At 65.4% G+C, this 17,068-nt stretch carries 15 protein-coding genes; 7 read left to right on the top strand and 8 right to left on the bottom strand.

Translation table 11 applies throughout. The annotated features are described in order from the left end of the window. The first annotated feature begins 19 nt into the window (after window positions 1–19). Genes AC2T4A_RS06695 through AC2T4A_RS06685 form a run of 3 tightly spaced genes read left to right on the top strand, consistent with a single transcriptional unit; the run spans window position 20 to window position 2,639 of the window. Window positions 20–1,042, top strand: coding sequence for a hypothetical protein (locus AC2T4A_RS06695; protein WP_486742950.1), 1,023 nt, complete (start codon window positions 20–22; stop codon window positions 1,040–1,042). Further along, window positions 1,039–2,106, top strand: coding sequence for a hypothetical protein (locus AC2T4A_RS06690; RefSeq protein ID WP_486742949.1), 1,068 nt, complete (start codon window positions 1,039–1,041; stop codon window positions 2,104–2,106). Before AC2T4A_RS06695 ends, AC2T4A_RS06690 begins: the two co-directional genes overlap by 4 nt. Before the next feature lie 20 nt (window positions 2,107–2,126). Beyond that, window positions 2,127–2,639, top strand: coding sequence for a dihydrofolate reductase (locus AC2T4A_RS06685; protein WP_416749000.1), 513 nt, complete (start codon window positions 2,127–2,129; stop codon window positions 2,637–2,639). A 232-nt stretch (window positions 2,640–2,871) separates the two neighbouring features. Here AC2T4A_RS06685 and AC2T4A_RS06680 read toward each other — a convergent pair whose 3' ends face one another. Next, window positions 2,872–4,662 carry an acyl-CoA dehydrogenase C-terminal domain-containing protein gene (locus tag AC2T4A_RS06680; RefSeq protein ID WP_486742948.1) on the bottom strand — a complete coding sequence of 597 codons (1,791 nt, stop codon included), beginning with the start codon at window positions 4,660–4,662 and terminating at the stop codon, window positions 2,872–2,874. Continuing rightward, a complete protein-coding gene (locus AC2T4A_RS06675) occupies window positions 4,659–5,900 on the bottom strand; it encodes a 3-hydroxyacyl-CoA dehydrogenase (RefSeq protein ID WP_486742947.1) in 1,242 nt (413 codons plus the stop codon). The genes AC2T4A_RS06680 and AC2T4A_RS06675 overlap by 4 nt, the downstream gene beginning before the upstream one ends. A 104-nt stretch (window positions 5,901–6,004) precedes the next feature. Here AC2T4A_RS06675 and AC2T4A_RS06670 point away from each other — a divergent pair, with 104 nt between their 5' ends. Then, window positions 6,005–6,904: a LysR family transcriptional regulator gene (locus AC2T4A_RS06670; protein ID WP_416748994.1), complete on the top strand. Its 900-nt coding sequence runs from the start codon at window positions 6,005–6,007 to the stop codon at window positions 6,902–6,904. Window positions 6,905–7,043: 139 nt separating this feature from the next. On the opposite strand, the gene AC2T4A_RS06665 is transcribed toward AC2T4A_RS06670, so the two are convergent. From AC2T4A_RS06665 to hslO, 5 genes are all read right to left on the bottom strand, one after another. Beyond that, window positions 7,044–7,646, bottom strand: a complete 603-nt coding sequence (locus AC2T4A_RS06665; protein WP_416748992.1) for a nitroreductase family protein — start codon at window positions 7,644–7,646, stop codon at window positions 7,044–7,046. A 144-nt stretch (window positions 7,647–7,790) separates the two neighbouring features. Next, window positions 7,791–9,290 (bottom strand): flavin-containing monooxygenase, encoded by a 1,500-nt coding sequence (locus tag AC2T4A_RS06660; RefSeq protein ID WP_486742946.1) that lies wholly within the window; start codon window positions 9,288–9,290, stop codon window positions 7,791–7,793. Between the two features lie 134 nt (window positions 9,291–9,424). Beyond that, complete coding sequence (locus tag AC2T4A_RS06655) at window positions 9,425–11,350, bottom strand: RecQ family ATP-dependent DNA helicase (RefSeq protein ID WP_486742945.1); 1,926 nt, start codon at window positions 11,348–11,350, stop codon at window positions 9,425–9,427. Between the two features lie 188 nt (window positions 11,351–11,538). Beyond that, window positions 11,539–13,080 carry a phosphoenolpyruvate carboxykinase gene (locus tag AC2T4A_RS06650; RefSeq protein ID WP_416748986.1) on the bottom strand — a complete coding sequence of 514 codons (1,542 nt, stop codon included), beginning with the start codon at window positions 13,078–13,080 and terminating at the stop codon, window positions 11,539–11,541. Window positions 13,081–13,248: 168 nt separating this feature from the next. Continuing rightward, window positions 13,249–14,142, bottom strand: coding sequence for an Hsp33 family molecular chaperone HslO (hslO, locus tag AC2T4A_RS06645; RefSeq protein ID WP_416748984.1), 894 nt, complete (start codon window positions 14,140–14,142; stop codon window positions 13,249–13,251). A 117-nt stretch (window positions 14,143–14,259) separates the two neighbouring features. Here hslO and AC2T4A_RS06640 point away from each other — a divergent pair, with 117 nt between their 5' ends. After that, window positions 14,260–15,060, top strand: a complete 801-nt coding sequence (locus AC2T4A_RS06640; protein WP_486742944.1) for a phosphatase PAP2 family protein — start codon at window positions 14,260–14,262, stop codon at window positions 15,058–15,060. Between the two features lie 45 nt (window positions 15,061–15,105). On the opposite strand, the gene AC2T4A_RS06635 is transcribed toward AC2T4A_RS06640, so the two are convergent. Beyond that, window positions 15,106–15,498 carry an RNA-binding S4 domain-containing protein gene (locus AC2T4A_RS06635; protein ID WP_416748980.1) on the bottom strand — a complete coding sequence of 131 codons (393 nt, stop codon included), beginning with the start codon at window positions 15,496–15,498 and terminating at the stop codon, window positions 15,106–15,108. A 100-nt stretch (window positions 15,499–15,598) separates the two neighbouring features. On the opposite strand from AC2T4A_RS06635, the gene rimB reads away from it, so the two are divergent. Then, window positions 15,599–16,075 carry a retropepsin-like aspartic endopeptidase RimB gene (gene rimB / locus AC2T4A_RS06630; RefSeq protein ID WP_478377701.1) on the top strand — a complete coding sequence of 159 codons (477 nt, stop codon included), beginning with the start codon at window positions 15,599–15,601 and terminating at the stop codon, window positions 16,073–16,075. Continuing rightward, a complete protein-coding gene (rimK, locus tag AC2T4A_RS06625) occupies window positions 16,072–16,977 on the top strand; it encodes a 30S ribosomal protein S6--L-glutamate ligase (protein WP_184587846.1) in 906 nt (301 codons plus the stop codon). Before rimB ends, rimK begins: the two co-directional genes overlap by 4 nt. Window positions 16,978–17,068: the final 91 nt, after the last annotated feature.

Genomic DNA, 17,068 nt, shown 5'->3' with positions numbered 1-17,068 from the left:
ACAACAATGAGGCCTCGCCATGCTGCGCTCGATGCTCAGTGCCTTGCCCCTGCTGCTGGCCGCCGCCACCGCGGCCGCCGTGGAAACTCCCCCGGTGCGCCCTTCCAACTGGGGCCCTGACACCCCGCTGATGCAGGCCGTGCCGCCGCGCGTGCTGGACGCCCACGTCAGCGCCCGGCAGTCCGCCAGCAACACCTCGCAACTGTGGATCAGCCAGACCGACTTCCGCCTGCACGACGACATCGGCTTCTTCATCCGCAAGATGCTGATCCAGATGAGCCCGGTGGCAGGCAGCAGCACGCCGCTGATGCTCGACGACCCGAAGTCCATGGTCGCGCGCATTCAGGCCGGGGACATCTTCGTTGCCGACGCCACCCTCGCCAGCCTGCTCAACGAGGAGCTGCGTAACGCCAACGCGCCGGTGCGCAACCTCAAGCTCAGCACCCGCGCCGACGGCCAGGAAGTTCACGGCGAACTGCTGCGCAAGGGGCGCTGGCGACCGCTGCGGATGGTCACCGGGATCGAGCAGGCGGGGCCGCTGAAGGTGGCGCTGGTGCCGCAGCGGATCTTCGTCGACAACGTGGACGTCACGCCCTCGCTGACCGCCGCGTCCATCGAGATGTCCGAGGTGCTGCAACTGCACACCGCGCACATGCAGCTGATCGGCAACCGCATCCTGGTCGACCTCGACGGCCTGTTCCCGCCGCCGCGCCTGGACTTCACCGTCAGCAGCCTGAAGCTCGCCGACGGCGGCATGGACCTGCTGCTGGGCAACGATCTGGCCGAGCTGAAATGGCCGCAGCTCAAGGCACCCAAGAGCTACATGTTCATCGAGGGCGGCGACATCAAGATGGCGCGGACCATCCTGGTGAAGGCCTACGCGCTGTTCACCAGCCTGAGTCCCGACGCCCCCCTGCTGTTCAATCTCTACGACTACCGCCGCCAGCTGCAGTACGGCGAGATCCGCCTGCGCGAGGACGGCATGGTGCACATCGCCGTCTCGCCCGTTAAAGCGCCCGCCCCGGAGGAGAAAGCCCTATGAGAACCCTCCTCGCTTCCCTGCTCTGTCTCGCGCTGGCCGGCCAGGCCGCTGCCGAGAGCGCCATCGACAAGCAGCAGCGTGAACTGGGCGTATTGCGCCAGGGCTGGTTCCAGCAGACGCCGCCGGCGCCGGACTTCAAGGCCAGCCGGCCGGGCGGCCTGCGCGATTCCGGCCAGGACGGCGTGGGCATCCTGCTGAACAACGTGGACATGTACTTCCAGGGCAACATCGGCTTCCACAGCCCGCAGCTCAAGGGCTGGCTGGTGCCGCTCAAGGCCGGCGAGCCGATCGACTTCGACCGCCCGCAGGACATGCGCATCAACGTCTCCGAGGGCGAGGTGATCCTCAACCCCGAGCAGCTTGCCAACCTGTTCAACCAACACATCCTCGCCTACCCCGAGACCATGCTGCGCGACTTCAAGCTGAGCATCGAGGGCGACCGCCTGCTGGTGGCCGGCGAGGTGCAGCCGCTGGGCCTCGGCCCCTGGCTGCCGCTGCGGCTCTCCGGCACGGTGAAGCTCGACGGCGACAACCTCGATTACCAGCCCGACAGCGTGAAGGTGCTCGGCGTGCCCAGCTACGGCGCCATGAGCCTGGTGGGCCTGCGCCTGGATTCGCTGGTGACGCTTGAGCGACCCGGTGCGGTGCTGCAGGACAACGTGATGCACCTGAACTACCACCAGGTCTTCCCGCTGGTGGGCATCGATGGCCGGGTGGAATCCAGCTGGCTGGACACCAAGGGTCTGCACCTGAAATTCGCGCCCAAGCCCGGCACCGCTTCGCTGGCCTTCGAACCACCGCGCCAGGCGGGACCGTCCTATATCTGGCTGCAATCGGGGGACCTGAAGATCTTCGAGATCCTCATCACCTACTCGCAGGTGCTGCTCAAGGCCGAGCGTCCGGACCAGACGCTGGTCTTCAACCTCAAGGACTATCGCAAGGTGCTCTCCACCGGCATCACCCAGGTCAACGAGGACGGCACCTTCTTCATGCGCGTTCCGCCCGCCGCCGGCCCCGCCGAGGGCGAGCGGCTGGTATCCTCTGGCACTGGGAGTTCCCACTGATGTTCAGCACTGGAGTCACGATGTCCGAAGCCCTGCCCCTGGCGATGATCGCCGCCCTTGCCGACAACCGCGTGATCGGCGTCGACAACCGCCTGCCCTGGCACCTGCCGCAGGACCTCAAGCACTTCAAGGCGATGACCCTGGGCAAGCCGGTGATCATGGGCCGCAAGACCTGGGATTCGCTGGGCCGCCCGCTGCCGGGCCGGCTGAACATCGTAGTCACTCGCCAGGCCGGGCTGAAGCTTGAAGGTGCGGAAGTCTTCACCAGCCTCGACGCCGCGCTGGAGCGGGCCGAACAGTGGGCCAAGGAAGAGGAAGCCGACGAGCTGATGCTGATCGGTGGCGCGCAGCTTTATGGTGAGGCACTGGAGCGCGCCGAACGGCTGTACCTGACCCGCGTGGGGTTGAGCCCGGCGGGTGATGCGCACTTCCCGGAAGTGGATGAAGCGCACTGGCACCTGGCGTCGAGCATCGAGCATGACGCCGAGGGCGAGACGCCGGCTTATGCGTTCGAGGTTTGGGAGCGGGCTTGAGATTTTCAGCGCAAGTGCCCTCTCCCCAGCCCTCTCCCTGAAGGGAGAGGGAGCGGTTCGGAGCGAAATGAACACACCGTGCTCGCCGGTGACGTAAGCAAGTGCGCCTCACTCGGATATCCCCTCTCCCTTCAGGGAGAGGGTTAGGGAGAGGGAACGCCCAACTCCGTACCTTCAAAGAAAAACGCCGCCCCGGTCCCCCCGGTGCAGCGTTTTTCTTTACCTCAGGCCATCAGAACGCAAAGTGCTCCGCATCCAGCCCCATCAGGCAATCCGCGCCGCCCAGCAGCGCCTCGCGGTGCATGCTGGCGCGCGGCAGGATGCGCTTGACGTAGAACTCCGCGCTGGCGAGCTTGGCGCGGTAGAAGTCCGCATCGCCCTCGCCGGCCGCTAGCTTCGCCTGGGCCACGCCGGCAGCCTGCACCCACAGTCCGGCGAGCAGCACGTAGGAGCAGTACTGCAGGAAGTCCACCGAAGTGGCACCGATTTCCTGTGGGTCACGCTGGCAGGCGGCGATCACTTCGCTGGTCAGGCTGCGCCACTCCAGCAGGCGCTGACGTACGGTTTCAGCCAGAACGGCCAGCTCAGCGCGAGCACCGGCGGTTTCACAGATAGCGGCGAGCTCGCCGATCAGCGCGTTCAGCTCCGTGCCGCCATCGCCCAGCAACTTGCGGCGGATCAGGTCGAGGGCCTGGATGCCGTTGGTGCCTTCGTAGATCTGGGTGATGCGGCTGTCGCGCATCAGTTGCTCCATGCCCCACTCGCGGATGTAGCCGTGGCCGCCGAAGACCTGCACGCCGAGGCTGGACACCTCCTGGCCGACATCAGTGAAGAACGACTTCACGATGGGGATCAGCAGCGCTGCGCGCTTGCTCGCGGCCTTGCGGGCCTCGGCCTCGGGGTGGCCGTGCTCCAGGTCCAGCTCACGGGCGCAGAGCGCGGACACCATGCGGCAGCCCTCGGTGAGGGTCTTCTGGGTCAAGAGCATGCGCCGCACGTCGGGGTGGACGATGATCGGGTCGGCAGCTTTGGACGGCTCCGCCGCACCGGTCAGTGCGCGCGATTGCAGACGTTCGCGGGCATAGACCAGCGCGCCCTGACAGGAGCGCTCGGCGATGCCCAGCCCCTGCAGGCCGACCTGGAAGCGCGCATCGTTCATCATGGTAAACATGCACGCCAGCCCTTGGTTGGCCTGGCCGATCAGCCAGCCGGTGGCGCCGTCGAAGTTCATCACGCAGGTGGACGCGCCCTTGATGCCCATCTTGTGCTCGATGGCGCCGCAGCTCAGGGAGTTGCGTGCGCCGGGCGTGCCGTCGGCATTGGCGATGAATTTCGGCACGAGGAACAGGCTGATGCCCTTCACCCCGGCCGGCGCATCCGGCAGGCGCGCCAGCACCAGGTGAACGATGTTCTCGGACAGGTCCTGCTCGCCGCCGCTGATGAATATCTTGCTGCCACTGACCTGATAGCTGCCGTCAGCCTGCGGCTCGGCGCGGGTGCGCAGCAGCGCGAGGTCGGTGCCGGCCTGCGGCTCGGTGAGGCACATGGTGCCGGTCCACACGCCGCTGACCATCTTGCCCAGGTAGTCGCACTGCAACTCCGCCGCACCGTGCTTGTACAGCGCCAGCACCGCACCCTCGGTGAGGCCGGAATAGACGCGGAAGGACAGCGAGGCGGCCATCAGCATTTCGTGGAAGCTGGCCGAAACCATCTGCGGGAAACCCTGGCCACCGAACTCGGTCGGCCCGGTCATGCTCGCCCAGCCATTGTCGCAATACTGCCGGTAGGCCTCGCGGAAGCCATCGGGCGTGGTGACTTCGCCATTGAGCAAGGTCGCGCCCTGCTCGTCGCTGTTGCGGTTCAACGGCGCAACCACTTCGCCGGTGTAACGCGCGCCTTCTTCCAGCACGCCGTCGATCAGCTCGCGGTCGAGGCCGTTGCCCAGCAGCTCGCAGTGGGCGCTGACGTCGAACAGCTCATGAAGGACGAAGCGCATGTCGCGCAGGGGTGCCTGGTAACTCATGCGAAGCGCTCCTGTTTCACGTCGGCGAAGCGGCCATTGGCGGCGGCCAGGCGCTCGATCAGCGCGGCCGGCTGCCAGTGCGCGCCGTGCTCGCCGGCCAGGTCACGCAGGCGCGCCAGCACGCTCTGCAAGCCCTGGGCATCGGCCCAGGCCATTGGGCCGGACTTGTCCTTCGGGAAGCCATAACCATTGAGGTAAACGGTGTCGATGTCGGCACTGGCGGAGGCGATGCCTTCGTCGAGGATCTTCGCGCCTTCGTTGACCAGGGCCAGCAGGCAGCGCTCGAGGATTTCCTCGGCGCCGATGTCGCGGCGGGCGTAACCCAGGCGCTCGGATTCGCGCACTACCAGGGCGTCGACTTCCGGGTCATGCTCGGCCTGGCGGCTGCCCGGTTCATAGTGGTAGAAGCCGTTGCCGCTCTTCTGGCCGAAGCGGCCCATCTCGCACAGGCGGTTGTCCACCTGCACGGTCGGCGCGTCCTGGCCCTTGCCGGCCAGCTCGCGGGCGCGCCATTCGAGGTCGATGCCGACCACGTCGAACATGCGGAATGGCCCCATGGCGAAGCCGAAGCCCTGGATCGCCGCATCCACCTGGTGCGGCAACGAACCTTCGAGGATCAGCCGGCGCGATTCCTGGACGTATTTTTCCAGCATGCGGTTGCCGATGAAGCCGTGGCAGTTGCCGGCCACCACGCTGACCTTGCCCATGCGCTCGCCCAGTTCCAGCGCGGATTCGAGCACGGCGGGGGCGGTCTTCGCGCCGCGCACGATTTCCAGCAGCTTCATGATGTGCGCCGGGCTGAAGAAGTGCAGGCCGAGCACCTGGGAAGGCCGCGAGGTCACCGCGGCGATCGCGTCGACATCCAGGTAGGAAGTGTTGGAAGCCAGGATAGCCGAGGGTTTCAGCGCCGCATCCAGCTCGCGGAAGATCGACTGCTTGAGCTCCAGGTTCTCGTACACCGCCTCGATCACCAGGTCCACCTCGCGGATCGCCGCGTAATTCGCCACCTGGGAGATGCGCGCACGGCGGCGGGCCGCCTCGGCCTCGTCGATGCGCCCCTGGCGGACGTTGTGGGCGTAGGTGTCGGCCACGGCGCCTAGGGCCTGAGTGAGCATCTGCGGGTTGTTGTCCAGCCACAGGACCTGCACCCCGGCGTTCGCCAGGCACATGGCAATGCCCCGGCCCATGGTGCCGGCGCCGATGACGGCGGCGCTGGCGATGCGGATGTTCTGGCTCATGTTGTTCCTCTTGTCAGCCTGAAGCGCTCGTTTGAAGACCACTCACCTTAGGGAAGGCGGTACTATTTTTGAAATTTTGAGTTGTGATAAGTGGCATTCAGCTGATGAATATGAATACGTTCGACCTCAACCTGCTGCGCGTCCTGGACGCGCTGCTGCGCGAGCGCAACGTCTCGCGCGCGGCGGAGCGCCTGTCACTGAGCCAGCCGGCAGTGAGCAACGCGCTGAACCGCCTGCGCGAACTGCTCGATGATCCGCTGCTGGTGCGCGTCGGCCGGGCGATGCAGCCGACGCCCCGGGCGCTGGAGCTCGAAGCGCCGATTCGCGATGCGCTGCAGCGCATCGGCCAGAGCCTGGCCGGCGGCGATACCTTCGACCCGGCACGCAGCCGCCAGCGCTTCACCCTGGCGCTGACCGACTATGTGGAAGCGTTGTGCATGCCGCACCTGCTCGAAAGTCTGGGCAGCACGGCGCCTGGCATGAGCCTCGCCATTCAGCACCTGACCCCCACGCTGCCGGCCGAGGCGCTGGACAAGGGCAACCTCGACCTGGTGCTGGGCCGCTTCGAGGATCTGCCGGCGCGCTTCCAGCGCCGTCCCTGGGCGAGCGAAACGCTGCGCCTGCTGGCCCGGCGCGGGCATCCGCAGGTGGACGGCGCAATCGATCTGCAGACCTTCCTCGGCCAGCGGCATCTGTGGGTTTCCGGCGGGCAGACCAAGGGCATGGTCGACCAGTGGCTCGCCAGCCAGGGGCTCAAGCGCGAGATTGCCTACACCACGCCCAACTACCTGCAGGCGGCGCATCTGGTGGCGAGCACGGATCTGCTGACGGTTCTGCCGACGCGGCTGGCGGCGCATTTCGCTCAGTTGCTGCCGTTGCAGGTGCTGGAGCTGCCATTCGACGTGGGGCAGTTCCACCTGGATCTGGTCTATCTCGCCCAGCGCGAGCGGGATGCGGCGCTGCAATGGCTGGTGGAGCGGATCGTCGAGGCGGCGCCGGAGTGAGTGACGTGGCCAGGCCCAAGTTGTAGGAGCGAGCTTGCCCGCGAACAGACGTCCCCCGAAACACTGGTGTTGGGCTGGTTCGCGGGCAAGCTCGCTCCTACGAAAAGAAAAACGCGCCCGGAGGCGCGTTTCGTGGGGATCAGAAGCGATCGCGAACGATCGTCTCTTCCAGCGGCAGGCGGCCGATGCGCGGCTTGGCTTCCACCGCCTGTTTACCCACGGCGATCATCAGGCCGATGGCATGGTTGGCTGGCAGGTTGATCAGCTTGCCCACAGCATCGAAGTCGAAACCGACCATCGGCACGCTGTCCAGGCCGCGGCCACGGGCGGCGAGCATCAGGGTCTGGGCCACCAGGCCGCAGCTGCGCATGGCTTCGTCGCGCTGGGTCTGCGGCTTGTCGCGGTAGTAGCCGTCGATGGCGCCGACCATGTAGTTCTTCACTTCAACCGGGGCGCCGTCCCACACGCGCTCGGCGTTCTGCTCCCAGCTGTCGACCTGCGCACAGACGATCACCAGCATCGAAGCTTCGGTCATCTGCACCTGGTCCCAGCCGGCTTTGCGAATCTGTGCGCGCAGCTGCGGGTCGCTGACTTCCACCAGGCGCACGTGCTGCAGGTTGAACGAGGTGGGAGCGAGCAGCGCCTGTTGCAGCAGGTCGTCCTTCTCCTCGCGGCTCATCACGTAGGAAGTGTCGAAACCACGAATGGAGCGGCGGCTGCGGATGGCGTCTTCGATCAGCATGGAAAATCCTCTGGCTGGCATGGGCGGGAATGGCGCGCATGGTAAGCCGAGAGGCAGCCCTGTTGCAGAGCGACGTATCGATAATGTCTATCCGATGCCTCGATAGAACGAAGCCCGCCAGGACCGGCGGGCTCCGACCGGGGATCAGCTCTCCAGCGCTTCCACCGGAGCGGCCGTGGCCTGGCGCTGCTTGGGCGAGGTGAAGGCCAGGTAGCCATCCTCGACCTTGCCAAAGCGCAGCAGGGCGAGGTCCAGTGCGTAGTTCTGGTAGAGCTTCCACGGCGTGCGGTCGCCCTGCTTGGGCATGCGGTCGGCGGCGCGCTGGATATAGCCGGAGTTGAGGTTGAGGAAGGGCTCTTCCTTCACCGAGCCATCGGTCTGGCGCGGCGTGCACTGGCGCATGCCGACGGCATCGAGGTGATTGATCAGCCGGCAGAAGTACTCGCTGGAAAGGTCCGCCTTGAGCGTCCAGCTGGCGTTGGTATAGCCGACGATGGCCGCGAGGTTGGGCAAATCGCGCAGCATGATGCCGCGATAACCCATGCTCTTCGTGACCTCGAAGGGCTTGCCGTCGATGGCCAGCTCGGCGCCGCCGAACATCACCAGGTCCAGCCCGGTGGCGGTGACGATCACGTCCGCTTCCAGCAACTGCCCGGACTTGAGCAGGATGCCTTTCTCGGTGAAGCGCTCGATGTGGTCGGTGACCACCGAGGCGCGTCCCTGGCGCAGCGCCTTGAACAGGTCACCGTCGGGCACGCAGCACACACGCTCATCCCACGGCTTGTAACGCGGGCTGAAGTGGCGCATGTCGAAATCCTTGCCCAGCTGCAGGTTGGCGAGCTTGAGCATGAGTTTGCGCACCGCGCCGGGGAACGCCTTGGAAGCCATGAAGAAGATCATCTGCATGGTCACGTTGCGCGCCCGCGCCTGGCGATACACCCACTTCTCCGGCAGGAAGTTGCGCAGGAAGTTGGAGATCGGGTCCTTCGCCGGCAACGTGATCACGTAGGACGGCGAACGCTGCAGCATGGTGACGTGGGCGGCCTTGTCGGTCAGCGAGGGGATCAGCGTGACGGCGGTGGCGCCGCTGCCGATCACCACGATGCGCTTGCCGCTGTAGTCGAAGTTTTCCGGCCACAGCTGCGGGTGGATGACCTGCCCGGCGAAGCTTTCGCGACCAGGGAAATCCGGGGTGTAGCCGGCGTCGTAGCGGTAGTAGCCGGTGCACATGAAGAGGAACTGCGCGCTCATCCGCACCGGCTCCGCCTCGTCACCACGCTGCACGGTAAGGTTCCAGCGCGCCGTGTTGCTGTCCCAGTCGGCCTTGAGCACGCGGTGGCGGTAGCGCACCTTGTCCTCGACGCGGTATTCGCGGGCGGTCTCGCGGATGTAGTTGAGAATCGACGGGCCGTCGGCGATGGCCTTGGGATCGGTCCAGGGCTTGAAGTTGTAGCCCAGGGTGTACATGTCCGAGTCGGAGCGAATGCCCGGGTAGCGGAACAGGTCCCAGGTGCCGCCCATGGCCTCGCGGCCTTCGAGGATGGCGTAGGACTTGCCGGGGCATTGCTTCTGCAGATGGCAGGCGGCGCCGATGCCGGACAGGCCGGCGCCGATGATCAGTACATCCAGATGCTCGACGGACATGCTTGGGGCTCCTCGGCCGTTGGGCAGGCAGTGCCTGGTGAGTCTAGGAGGAATTTCCTCCCCTCACCCTACAAGCAGCCCGGCCGGCATCACGCCGACCTTTAGTCGTGCGTGGCGCCGCCGTATTCCGGCGTTCAGCGCTGCGCCTGAACCCAGTCGCGCACCTGGGCGTAGGGGTAGTCCTCCAGCGTTGCATAGCCCGGCAAGGTGCGCGCCCGCATGCGGGTGAAGGCCGGCACGCTGATGCCACAGAGGAAGCGGGTGATGCAGTCGGCGCTGGGCTCTGAGCCGCGGGCGCTACGGTATTTTTCCAGGAAGGCGGCACAGCGGTCGTGCAGTGACCGGCCGTCCAGCGGCGGCAGCGCGGGCGGCTCCGGCAGCCGGGCGACGCGGCCGGCGCAGACCGAACAGTGGCCGCAGTGGCGCGGCGCCTGCTGGTCGCCGAAGTACTGCGCCAGGCGCCAGCTCAGGCATTCCGAGCTGCCCAGCAGGTCGAGCATGGCGCCAATGCGGGCGATCTCGCTTTCCTCGTGGCGCTTGAAGTAGCTGTGCAGCTCTTCGCTCAGGTTATCCACAGAGAAGGACGCGTCGCGCACCGAGTAGACCTCGGTCATCTGCTTGCTCTCCAGCTCCAGCCAGCCGCGCTCCTGGAAGTAGTCCAGCGCCTTCACCACCCGCGCGCGCTCGGCGCCATGGCGGCTGTAGAGCGTGTCGAAGTCCAGGGTCGCCCAGGTTCGGGCGCGTGCAGAGGTGCTGAGGATGGCTTCGACGAACTGGCGCCGCTCGCCTTCGAAATGACTCAGCAATGCGGAGGAATCAATCAACAGTTTGTAGCGATATTCGGCGAAATAGGCGAAGCGTGGTGCGATGATGCCGCGCAGCTCCAGCTGCACCAACAGCGTCTTGAGCGGTAGCTGGCGAATGTTGGACTGGTCCGACAGCGGCACCAGCATGGTTTCCCACTGGCCATTGGGCGCCTGGCGGATTTCCTCCAGCACGTTACGGATACCTTCGCATTCGGGCGTGTCGCCGTAGACGAAGTTCTCCAGCACGTTGAGGCTGTCGCGGTTGGCCAGGACCAGGCACTCCGAGCGCTGGCCATCGCGGCCGGCGCGTCCGATCTCCTGGCTGTAGTTTTCCAGCGACTTTGGCAGGTCGTAATGCACCACCTGGCGGATGTCGCTCTTGTCGATACCCATGCCGAAGGCGATGGTGGCGACGATGCAGTTCAGCGAGCCATCCATGAAACGGCGCTGGATGCCTTCGCGCTCCGGGTGTTCCATCCCCGCGTGGTAGGCACAGGCGGGAATGCCGCGCTCGGCCAGGTGCGCGGCGACTTCCTCAGCGGTCTTCTGCTGGGTGACGTAGACGATGGCCGGCTGCCCGGCGCGCTCGCCCAGCCACTGCACCAGCCTCGCACGGCGGGCGGCGCTGGAGATCGGCTCAATCTGCAGGTCGAGGTTGGCGCGGTAGAAACCAGTGGTGACCACATCGCTCTCGGTGATGGCGAACTTGGCGCGCATGTCGGCGATCACCGCCGGCGTCGCCGTGGCGGTGAGCAGCAGCACCTGGGGAATACGGAACTGCTTCTGGTAGTCCGGCAGCTTCAGGTAGTCGGGACGGAAGTTGTGCCCCCATTCGGAAATGCAGTGCGCCTCGTCCACCACCAGCAGGGAGATAGGCACTTCGCTGATGAAGTTGCGGAAGCGCTCATTCTTCAGGCGCTCTACCGAGATCATCAGCACCTTCAGCTCGCCGCTACGCGCGCGGGCCATGGTCTGCGCTGTCTGCTCGCGGCTTTGCGCCGAGTCGATGCTGGCAGCAGCGATGCCATGGCGGGCAAGAAAGGCGAGCTGGTCCTGCATCAACGCCAGCAGCGGCGAGACCACCAGGGTCAGGTGCGGCAGCAGCAGCGCCGGCAACTGGTAGCACAGCGACTTGCCCGAGCCGGTGGGGAAGATCGCCGCCGCCGAGCGCCCGGCCAGTACCGCACTGACCGCCGCTTCCTGGCCGGGGCGGAATTGGCGAAAGCCGAAGACGCGTTCGAGGGTGTCGTGCATGGGGATAACTCCTTTCATGGGCATCCACCCAGCCTAGAAAGCGTCATTGTAGGAGCGAGCTTGCTCGCGAACCGGAGCTGGACTGTTCGCGAGCAAGCTCGCTCCTACGAAGAGCCCCTGAAGCAGGACGGTTCCGAGGCGCCAATGAAAAAGCCGCCCGAAGGCGGCTCTTTCCAGAACAGGCTCGCTTACAGCTGCGGGCCGGCGTTCTTGATGGCGTCGCTCACGTCGAACTTCTTGAAGTTGTCGATGAACTTGCTGGCCAGACCCTTGGCGGCTTCGTCGTAGGCAGCCTTGTCTTCCCAGGTGTTGCGCGGGTTGAGCAGGACGGTCTCGACGCCCGGAACGGCCTTGGGCACGTCCAGGTTGATGATGTCCAGGTGCTCGGTTTCAGCGCCGATCAGAGCACCGCTCTGGATGGCGGCGATGACGCCACGGGTGGTCGGGATGTTGAAGCGCTTGCCGACACCGTAGCCACCACCGGTCCAGCCGGTGTTGACCAGGTAGACCTTGGAACCGAAGGCCTTGATGCGCTTGATCAGCAGCTCGGCGTAGACGCCGGCCGGACGCGGGAAGAACGGCGCGCCGAAGCAGGTGGAGAAGGTCGACTTGATGCCGCCGCCCGAACCCATTTCGGTGGAACCGACCAGCGCGGTGTAGCCGGACAGGAAGTGGTAGGCCGCCTGCTCGTTGTTCAGGATCGACACCGGCGGCAGAACGCCAGTCAGGTCGCAGGTCAGGAAGATCACGGCATTCGGCTCGCCGCCGAGGTTCTGCTCGGAACGCTTCTCGACGTTCTCCAGCGGGTAGGCCGCGCGGGAGTTCTGGGTCAGGCTGTCATCGGCGTAATCCGGAGTACGGTTTTCGTCGAGAACGACGTTTTCCAGCACGGCGCCGAACTTGATGGCTTTCCAGATGACCGGCTCGTTCTTCTCGGACAGGTCGATGCACTTGGCGTAGCAGCCGCCTTCGATGTTGAAGACAACGCCTTCGCCCCAGCCGTGCTCGTCGTCGCCGATCAGGTAGCGGCTTTCATCAGCGGACAGGGTGGTCTTGCCGGTGCCCGACAGACCGAAGAACAGGGTCACGTCGCCCGCTTCGCCGATGTTGGCGGCGCAGTGCATCGGCAGCACGTCTTTTTCCGGCAGCAGGTAGTTCTGCACGCCGAACATGGCCTTCTTCATTTCACCGGCGTAGCGCATACCGGCGATCAGCACTTTCTTCTGGGCGAAGTTGAGGATCACGCAGCCATCGGAGTTGGTGCCGTCACGCTCGGGCACGCACTCGAAGTTGGCGACGTTGAGAACCTGCCACTCTTCGCGGCCGGCCGGGTTGTACTGCTCGGGCTCGATGAACAGCGCGCGACCGAACAGGTTCTGCCAGGCGGTGGCGGTGGTCATCTTCACGGCCAGGTAGTGCTCGTGTGCCGAACCTACATGGACGTGGGAAACGAAATGGTCCTGGGCGTTATTGAAGGCCTGGACACGGTCCCACAGGGCATCGAACTTGTCGGCCGGGAACGGACGGTTGATGGCGCCCCAAGCGATGGAATCCTTGCTGCCCGGCTCTTCGACGATGAAACGGTCGGCAGGCGAGCGGCCGGTGCGGTGGCCGGTACGTACGACCAGCGAGCCGTTGTCGGCGAGTTCGCCTTCGCCGCGGCGAATGGCTTCCTCGACCAGTTGGGCAACGCTGATGTCGGTGTAAACGGCTTTATTGGCTTGCGTCATGTGGGTCCCCGTCGGCCGAAGCCGAGTCCTCCAAACATTGCGTAGTGACTTCTGATTCCCACTACCGCGGAAAAAAGTCGCGGGATTATGCCAGAAAAGAACTGTTCTCGTGCAGCCTCTGATCTGGCGAGAGCGCCATTGGTTCGGCTATCGGACAAATCGACGCGGTCAATGGCGAGTTTCTGACGGTGTCTGGCTACCGCCGCCCGAGAACAGCTGGGCGACGTCCGAACCGTCGAAGCTATAACGCTGGTTGCAGAACTGGCAGTCGATGACGATCTCGCCGTCCTCTTCGGCCAGCAGACGCTCGGCGTCTTCCTGTCCAAGACTGACCAGCGCATTGGCCGAGCGTTCCCGCGAGCAGCTGCAGCGGAACACCAGCGGCTGCGGCTCGAACAGGCGCACATCGTCTTCGTGGTACAGGCGGTGCAGCACGGTGGCGTTGTCCAGGCCCAGCAGTTCCTCGGCCGTGAGGGTGTCGGCCAGGGTGGTGACGTGCTGCCAACTGGCTTCGCGGGACTCGGCATCGCGCTGGCGGTCGGCCGGCAGTTGCTGCAGCAGCAGGCCACGGGCGCGACGGCTGTCGGCGTTGAGCCAGAAGCGGGTCGGCAATTGCTCGGACGTGGCGAAGTAGGTCGACAGGCAGTCCGCCAGGGTCGCGCCCTCCAGCGGCACGATACCCTGGTAGCGCTTGCCGTTCTTCGGGTCGACGGTGAGGGTCAGCACACCATGGGGCATCAGTTCCGGCAGGCCGGCGGTATCGCCGATGGCGTCCGCGTCGTAGCGAGCGAGGCCGCGCACTTCGCGATCACTGGAGCACTCCACCATCAGCAGCGGCACGGCGCCACTGGAGCGCGCCTGCAGTACCAGCAGGCCGTCGAACTTCAGGGTGCCGCACAGCAGCGCGGCAGCGGCTAGCATTTCTCCCAGCAACTGGGCGACCGGCTGCGGATAGGGGTGCTTGGCCAGCACTTCGGCGTAGCTGCGGTCGAGCTCCACCAGCTCACCGCGGACATCGGTGTTGTCGAACAGGAAACGCTGACTTTGATCGATTTGGGACATGCTGAGCACAACGCTGCGATAGGCACAAATAAATGACAAGTTAATGGCAAAGGCATATAAAGCGCGCTTTGCAGCACCACCCACGGTCGGGTGGTTCCGTAAGGGGGTATCGATTTTATGGACAAAACCACGCCGTTCCAAGCCACCTGGTCCTGGAAACCCTTCATCGCCTGTCACCTGATGGCCCTCGCCCTGCTCCTGCTGTGGCTCTGGGAGCCCACGCGCAGCGCGATGGACCTGTTCGATTTAAGCCTGTTCAGCCTGCTCAACCAGCCGCTGGCGACCAACGAAGCGTGGCGCCTGACCTGGGCCGTAGCCAGCACCCGGCCGTTCGACCTGCTGGTCGGGGTGATCCTGCTGCTCCTGCTGATCCGTGGCGACTGGATTTTCAAGGCCACCCAGGCCCGTGCGGCGACCTTCGGCTTTTTATGCGCGGCCGTCGTACTGGTAGTGGTGCGCATCCTCTACGCCAAGATCGCCCACAAGCTCGGCTGGCAGCACGCGAGTATTTCCAGCATCGCGCCGGATGCCGTGCGCCTGGAGCACTTCTTCCCGCAGTGGGAAAACACCGCGTTCGAGGTGAAGGACGAGTCCGCCCGCAGCTTCCCCGGCGACCATGCCTCGGTGCTGCTGATCTGGGCACTGTTCCTCACCCTGTTCGCCCGCAACGCCCTGCAGTGGGTGGTGATCTGGGGCCTGGCGCTGCTGTTCATGCTGCCGCGCCTGGTGGCCGGCGCGCATTGGGGGCAGGACGACTACATCGGCGGCGTACAGATGGCCCTGGTGGCCCTGGCCTGGAGCTGCTTCACTCCGTTCGCCGCCAAGGGCAGTGCCGCGCTGGTGCGCTGGACCGAGCCGCTGTTCCGCCTCGTGGCAAGGATTCCGCTGGTCAACCGCCTGAGCGTTGTCGCGGGCTGACCACAAGCCATTCTCAGTGAGGCCCCTGCGGCCCTCACCGGCGAATCACTCCTGATCGCGGAAGCTGAACAGTTGGCGGCGCTGCTTCTTGGTCGGGCGCCCGTCGGTCTGCACGCCCAGTGCACCGGCCTTGCGCATCGCTGAGGCGTCTTCGCGGCGCTTCACACTGTCAGCGGTCTCTTCATAAAGAAGCTGCGCCTCGGGCGCACCGCGACGCACCATCGACAGCGCCTTCACCACCACGGTGCGCTCGTCGAAACCGGTGCGGATGACATACTCCTCGCCCACCTTCGGCTCCTTGCCCGGCTTGCAGCGCTCGCCCCGGCAATGCACCTTGCCACCGTCGATGGCTTCCTTGGCCAGGGAGCGGGTCTTAAAGAAGCGCGCCGCCCACAGCCACTTGTCCAGGCGGACCTTGTCGTCGTCTTTTTCGCTCACTTCACAACCTCGTCATGCGGGTCTGAGAGTGTACCCGCGCCCCGCTGGCGGGGTACAACCGGCCTGACTAGAATGCCGGCAAACGCCGGGGACACCAGCCTTGAAGACTTTCGACCAGCTGTCGGTAATTGGTTTGCGTGAGTGGATTGCCCTGCCCGAACTGGGCATGGTCGGCCTGCGCGCGAAGATCGACACCGGCGCCAGTACCTCCAGCCTGCATGCCAGTGAGATCGTGCCGTTCAAACGCAATGGCCAGAGCTGGGTGCGCTTCGTCGCCCACCTGGGCACCCAGGTGCAGCGCCGTCATCGCTGCGAAGCGCCGGTGGTGACGATGAAGACCATCAAGAGCTCCAACGGCCAGGCCCAGACCCGCTACGTGATCCGCACCCTGCTGGCCCTGGGCGACCGCGCCTGGTCGGTGGAATTCACTCTGGCCTGCCGCAAGACCATGCGCTACCGCGTGCTGCTAGGCTCCAAGGCCCTGGTCCAGGGCCAGCTGGTGGTCAATCCTGGCCTGACCTACGTACAAGACAAACCCCTCATCATGGTTCCCGCCACCCTTCCAGGTGATCAATGAAAATTGCTGTGCTGTCGCGCAATCCGCGCCTGTATTCCACCCGTCGGCTGGTGGAGGCCGGGCAGCAACGTGGCCACGAGATGGTGGTGATCGACACCCTCCGCGCCTACATGAACATCGCCAGCCACAAGCCGCAGATCCACTACCGCGGCCAATCGCTGGAAGGCTTCGATGCAGTCATCCCGCGCATCGGCGCCTCGGTGACCTTCTATGGCTGCGCAGTACTGCGCCAGTTCGAGATGATGGGGGTGTTCCCGCTCAACGAATCGGTGGCCATCGCCCGCTCGCGCGACAAGCTGCGCTCGCTGCAGCTGCTCTCGCGCAAGGGCATCGGCCTGCCGGTGACCGGCTTCGCCCACTCCCCCGACGACGTGCCGGACCTGATCCAGATGGTCGGCGGCGCGCCGCTCGTGATCAAACTGCTGGAAGGCACCCAGGGCATCGGCGTGGTGCTGTGCGAGACGGAGAAGGCTGCCGAGTCCGTGCTGGAAGCCTTCATGGGGCTCAAGCACAACATCATGGTGCAGGAGTACATCAAGGAAGCCGGCGGCGCTGATATCCGCTGCTTCGTGGTGGGCGACAAGGTGATCGCTTCGATGAAGCGCCAGGCCGCAGCCGGTGAGTTCCGCTCCAACCTGCATCGCGGCGGCAGCGCGAGCCTGATCAAGATCACCCCGGAGGAGCGCATGACCGCCGTCCGCGCCGCCAAGGTGATGGGCCTGCACGTGGCTGGCGTCGACATCCTGCGCTCCAACCACGGGCCACTGGTCATGGAGGTGAACTCCTCGCCGGGCCTGGAAGGCATCGAGACCACCACCGGCAAGGACATCGCCGGGGTGATCATCGAGTACCTGGAGAAGAATGGCGGGCCGCATCTGGCGCGGACCAAGGGCAAGGGGTGAGCCGGGGCTTCGCGACGCATGCGTCGCGCCGGCGAACGCCAGGCCACGGATGGCCTGGCAGGGGTCTCAGAGAGGCACGTAGTGACGACAT

The organism is Pseudomonas sp. PVC-3-1, assembly GCF_057444315.1.
The sequence above is the reverse complement of the archived record's forward strand: the minus strand, read 5'-3'. Positions and strand labels throughout refer to the sequence as shown.

What these genes read in the sequence shown, in the direction of transcription:
- AC2T4A_RS06695 (WP_486742950.1), top strand. Translation starts at nt 20, where the DNA reads ATGCTGCGCTCGATGCTCAGTGCCTTGCCCCTGCTGCTGGCCGCCGCC.
- AC2T4A_RS06650 (WP_416748986.1), bottom strand. Translation starts at nt 13,080, where the DNA reads ATGACGCAAGCCAATAAAGCCGTTTACACCGACATCAGCGTTGCCCAA.
- AC2T4A_RS06685 (WP_416749000.1), top strand. Translation starts at nt 2,127, where the DNA reads ATGTCCGAAGCCCTGCCCCTGGCGATGATCGCCGCCCTTGCCGACAAC.
- AC2T4A_RS06680 (WP_486742948.1), bottom strand. Translation starts at nt 4,662, where the DNA reads ATGAGTTACCAGGCACCCCTGCGCGACATGCGCTTCGTCCTTCATGAG.
- AC2T4A_RS06640 (WP_486742944.1), top strand. Translation starts at nt 14,260, where the DNA reads ATGGACAAAACCACGCCGTTCCAAGCCACCTGGTCCTGGAAACCCTTC.
- AC2T4A_RS06690 (WP_486742949.1), top strand. Translation starts at nt 1,039, where the DNA reads ATGAGAACCCTCCTCGCTTCCCTGCTCTGTCTCGCGCTGGCCGGCCAG.
- rimK (WP_184587846.1), top strand. Translation starts at nt 16,072, where the DNA reads ATGAAAATTGCTGTGCTGTCGCGCAATCCGCGCCTGTATTCCACCCGT.
- AC2T4A_RS06675 (WP_486742947.1), bottom strand. Translation starts at nt 5,900, where the DNA reads ATGAGCCAGAACATCCGCATCGCCAGCGCCGCCGTCATCGGCGCCGGC.
- AC2T4A_RS06665 (WP_416748992.1), bottom strand. Translation starts at nt 7,646, where the DNA reads ATGCTGATCGAAGACGCCATCCGCAGCCGCCGCTCCATTCGTGGTTTC.
- AC2T4A_RS06660 (WP_486742946.1), bottom strand. Translation starts at nt 9,290, where the DNA reads ATGTCCGTCGAGCATCTGGATGTACTGATCATCGGCGCCGGCCTGTCC.
- AC2T4A_RS06655 (WP_486742945.1), bottom strand. Translation starts at nt 11,350, where the DNA reads ATGCACGACACCCTCGAACGCGTCTTCGGCTTTCGCCAATTCCGCCCC.
- hslO (WP_416748984.1), bottom strand. Translation starts at nt 14,142, where the DNA reads ATGTCCCAAATCGATCAAAGTCAGCGTTTCCTGTTCGACAACACCGAT.
- AC2T4A_RS06670 (WP_416748994.1), top strand. Translation starts at nt 6,005, where the DNA reads ATGAATATGAATACGTTCGACCTCAACCTGCTGCGCGTCCTGGACGCG.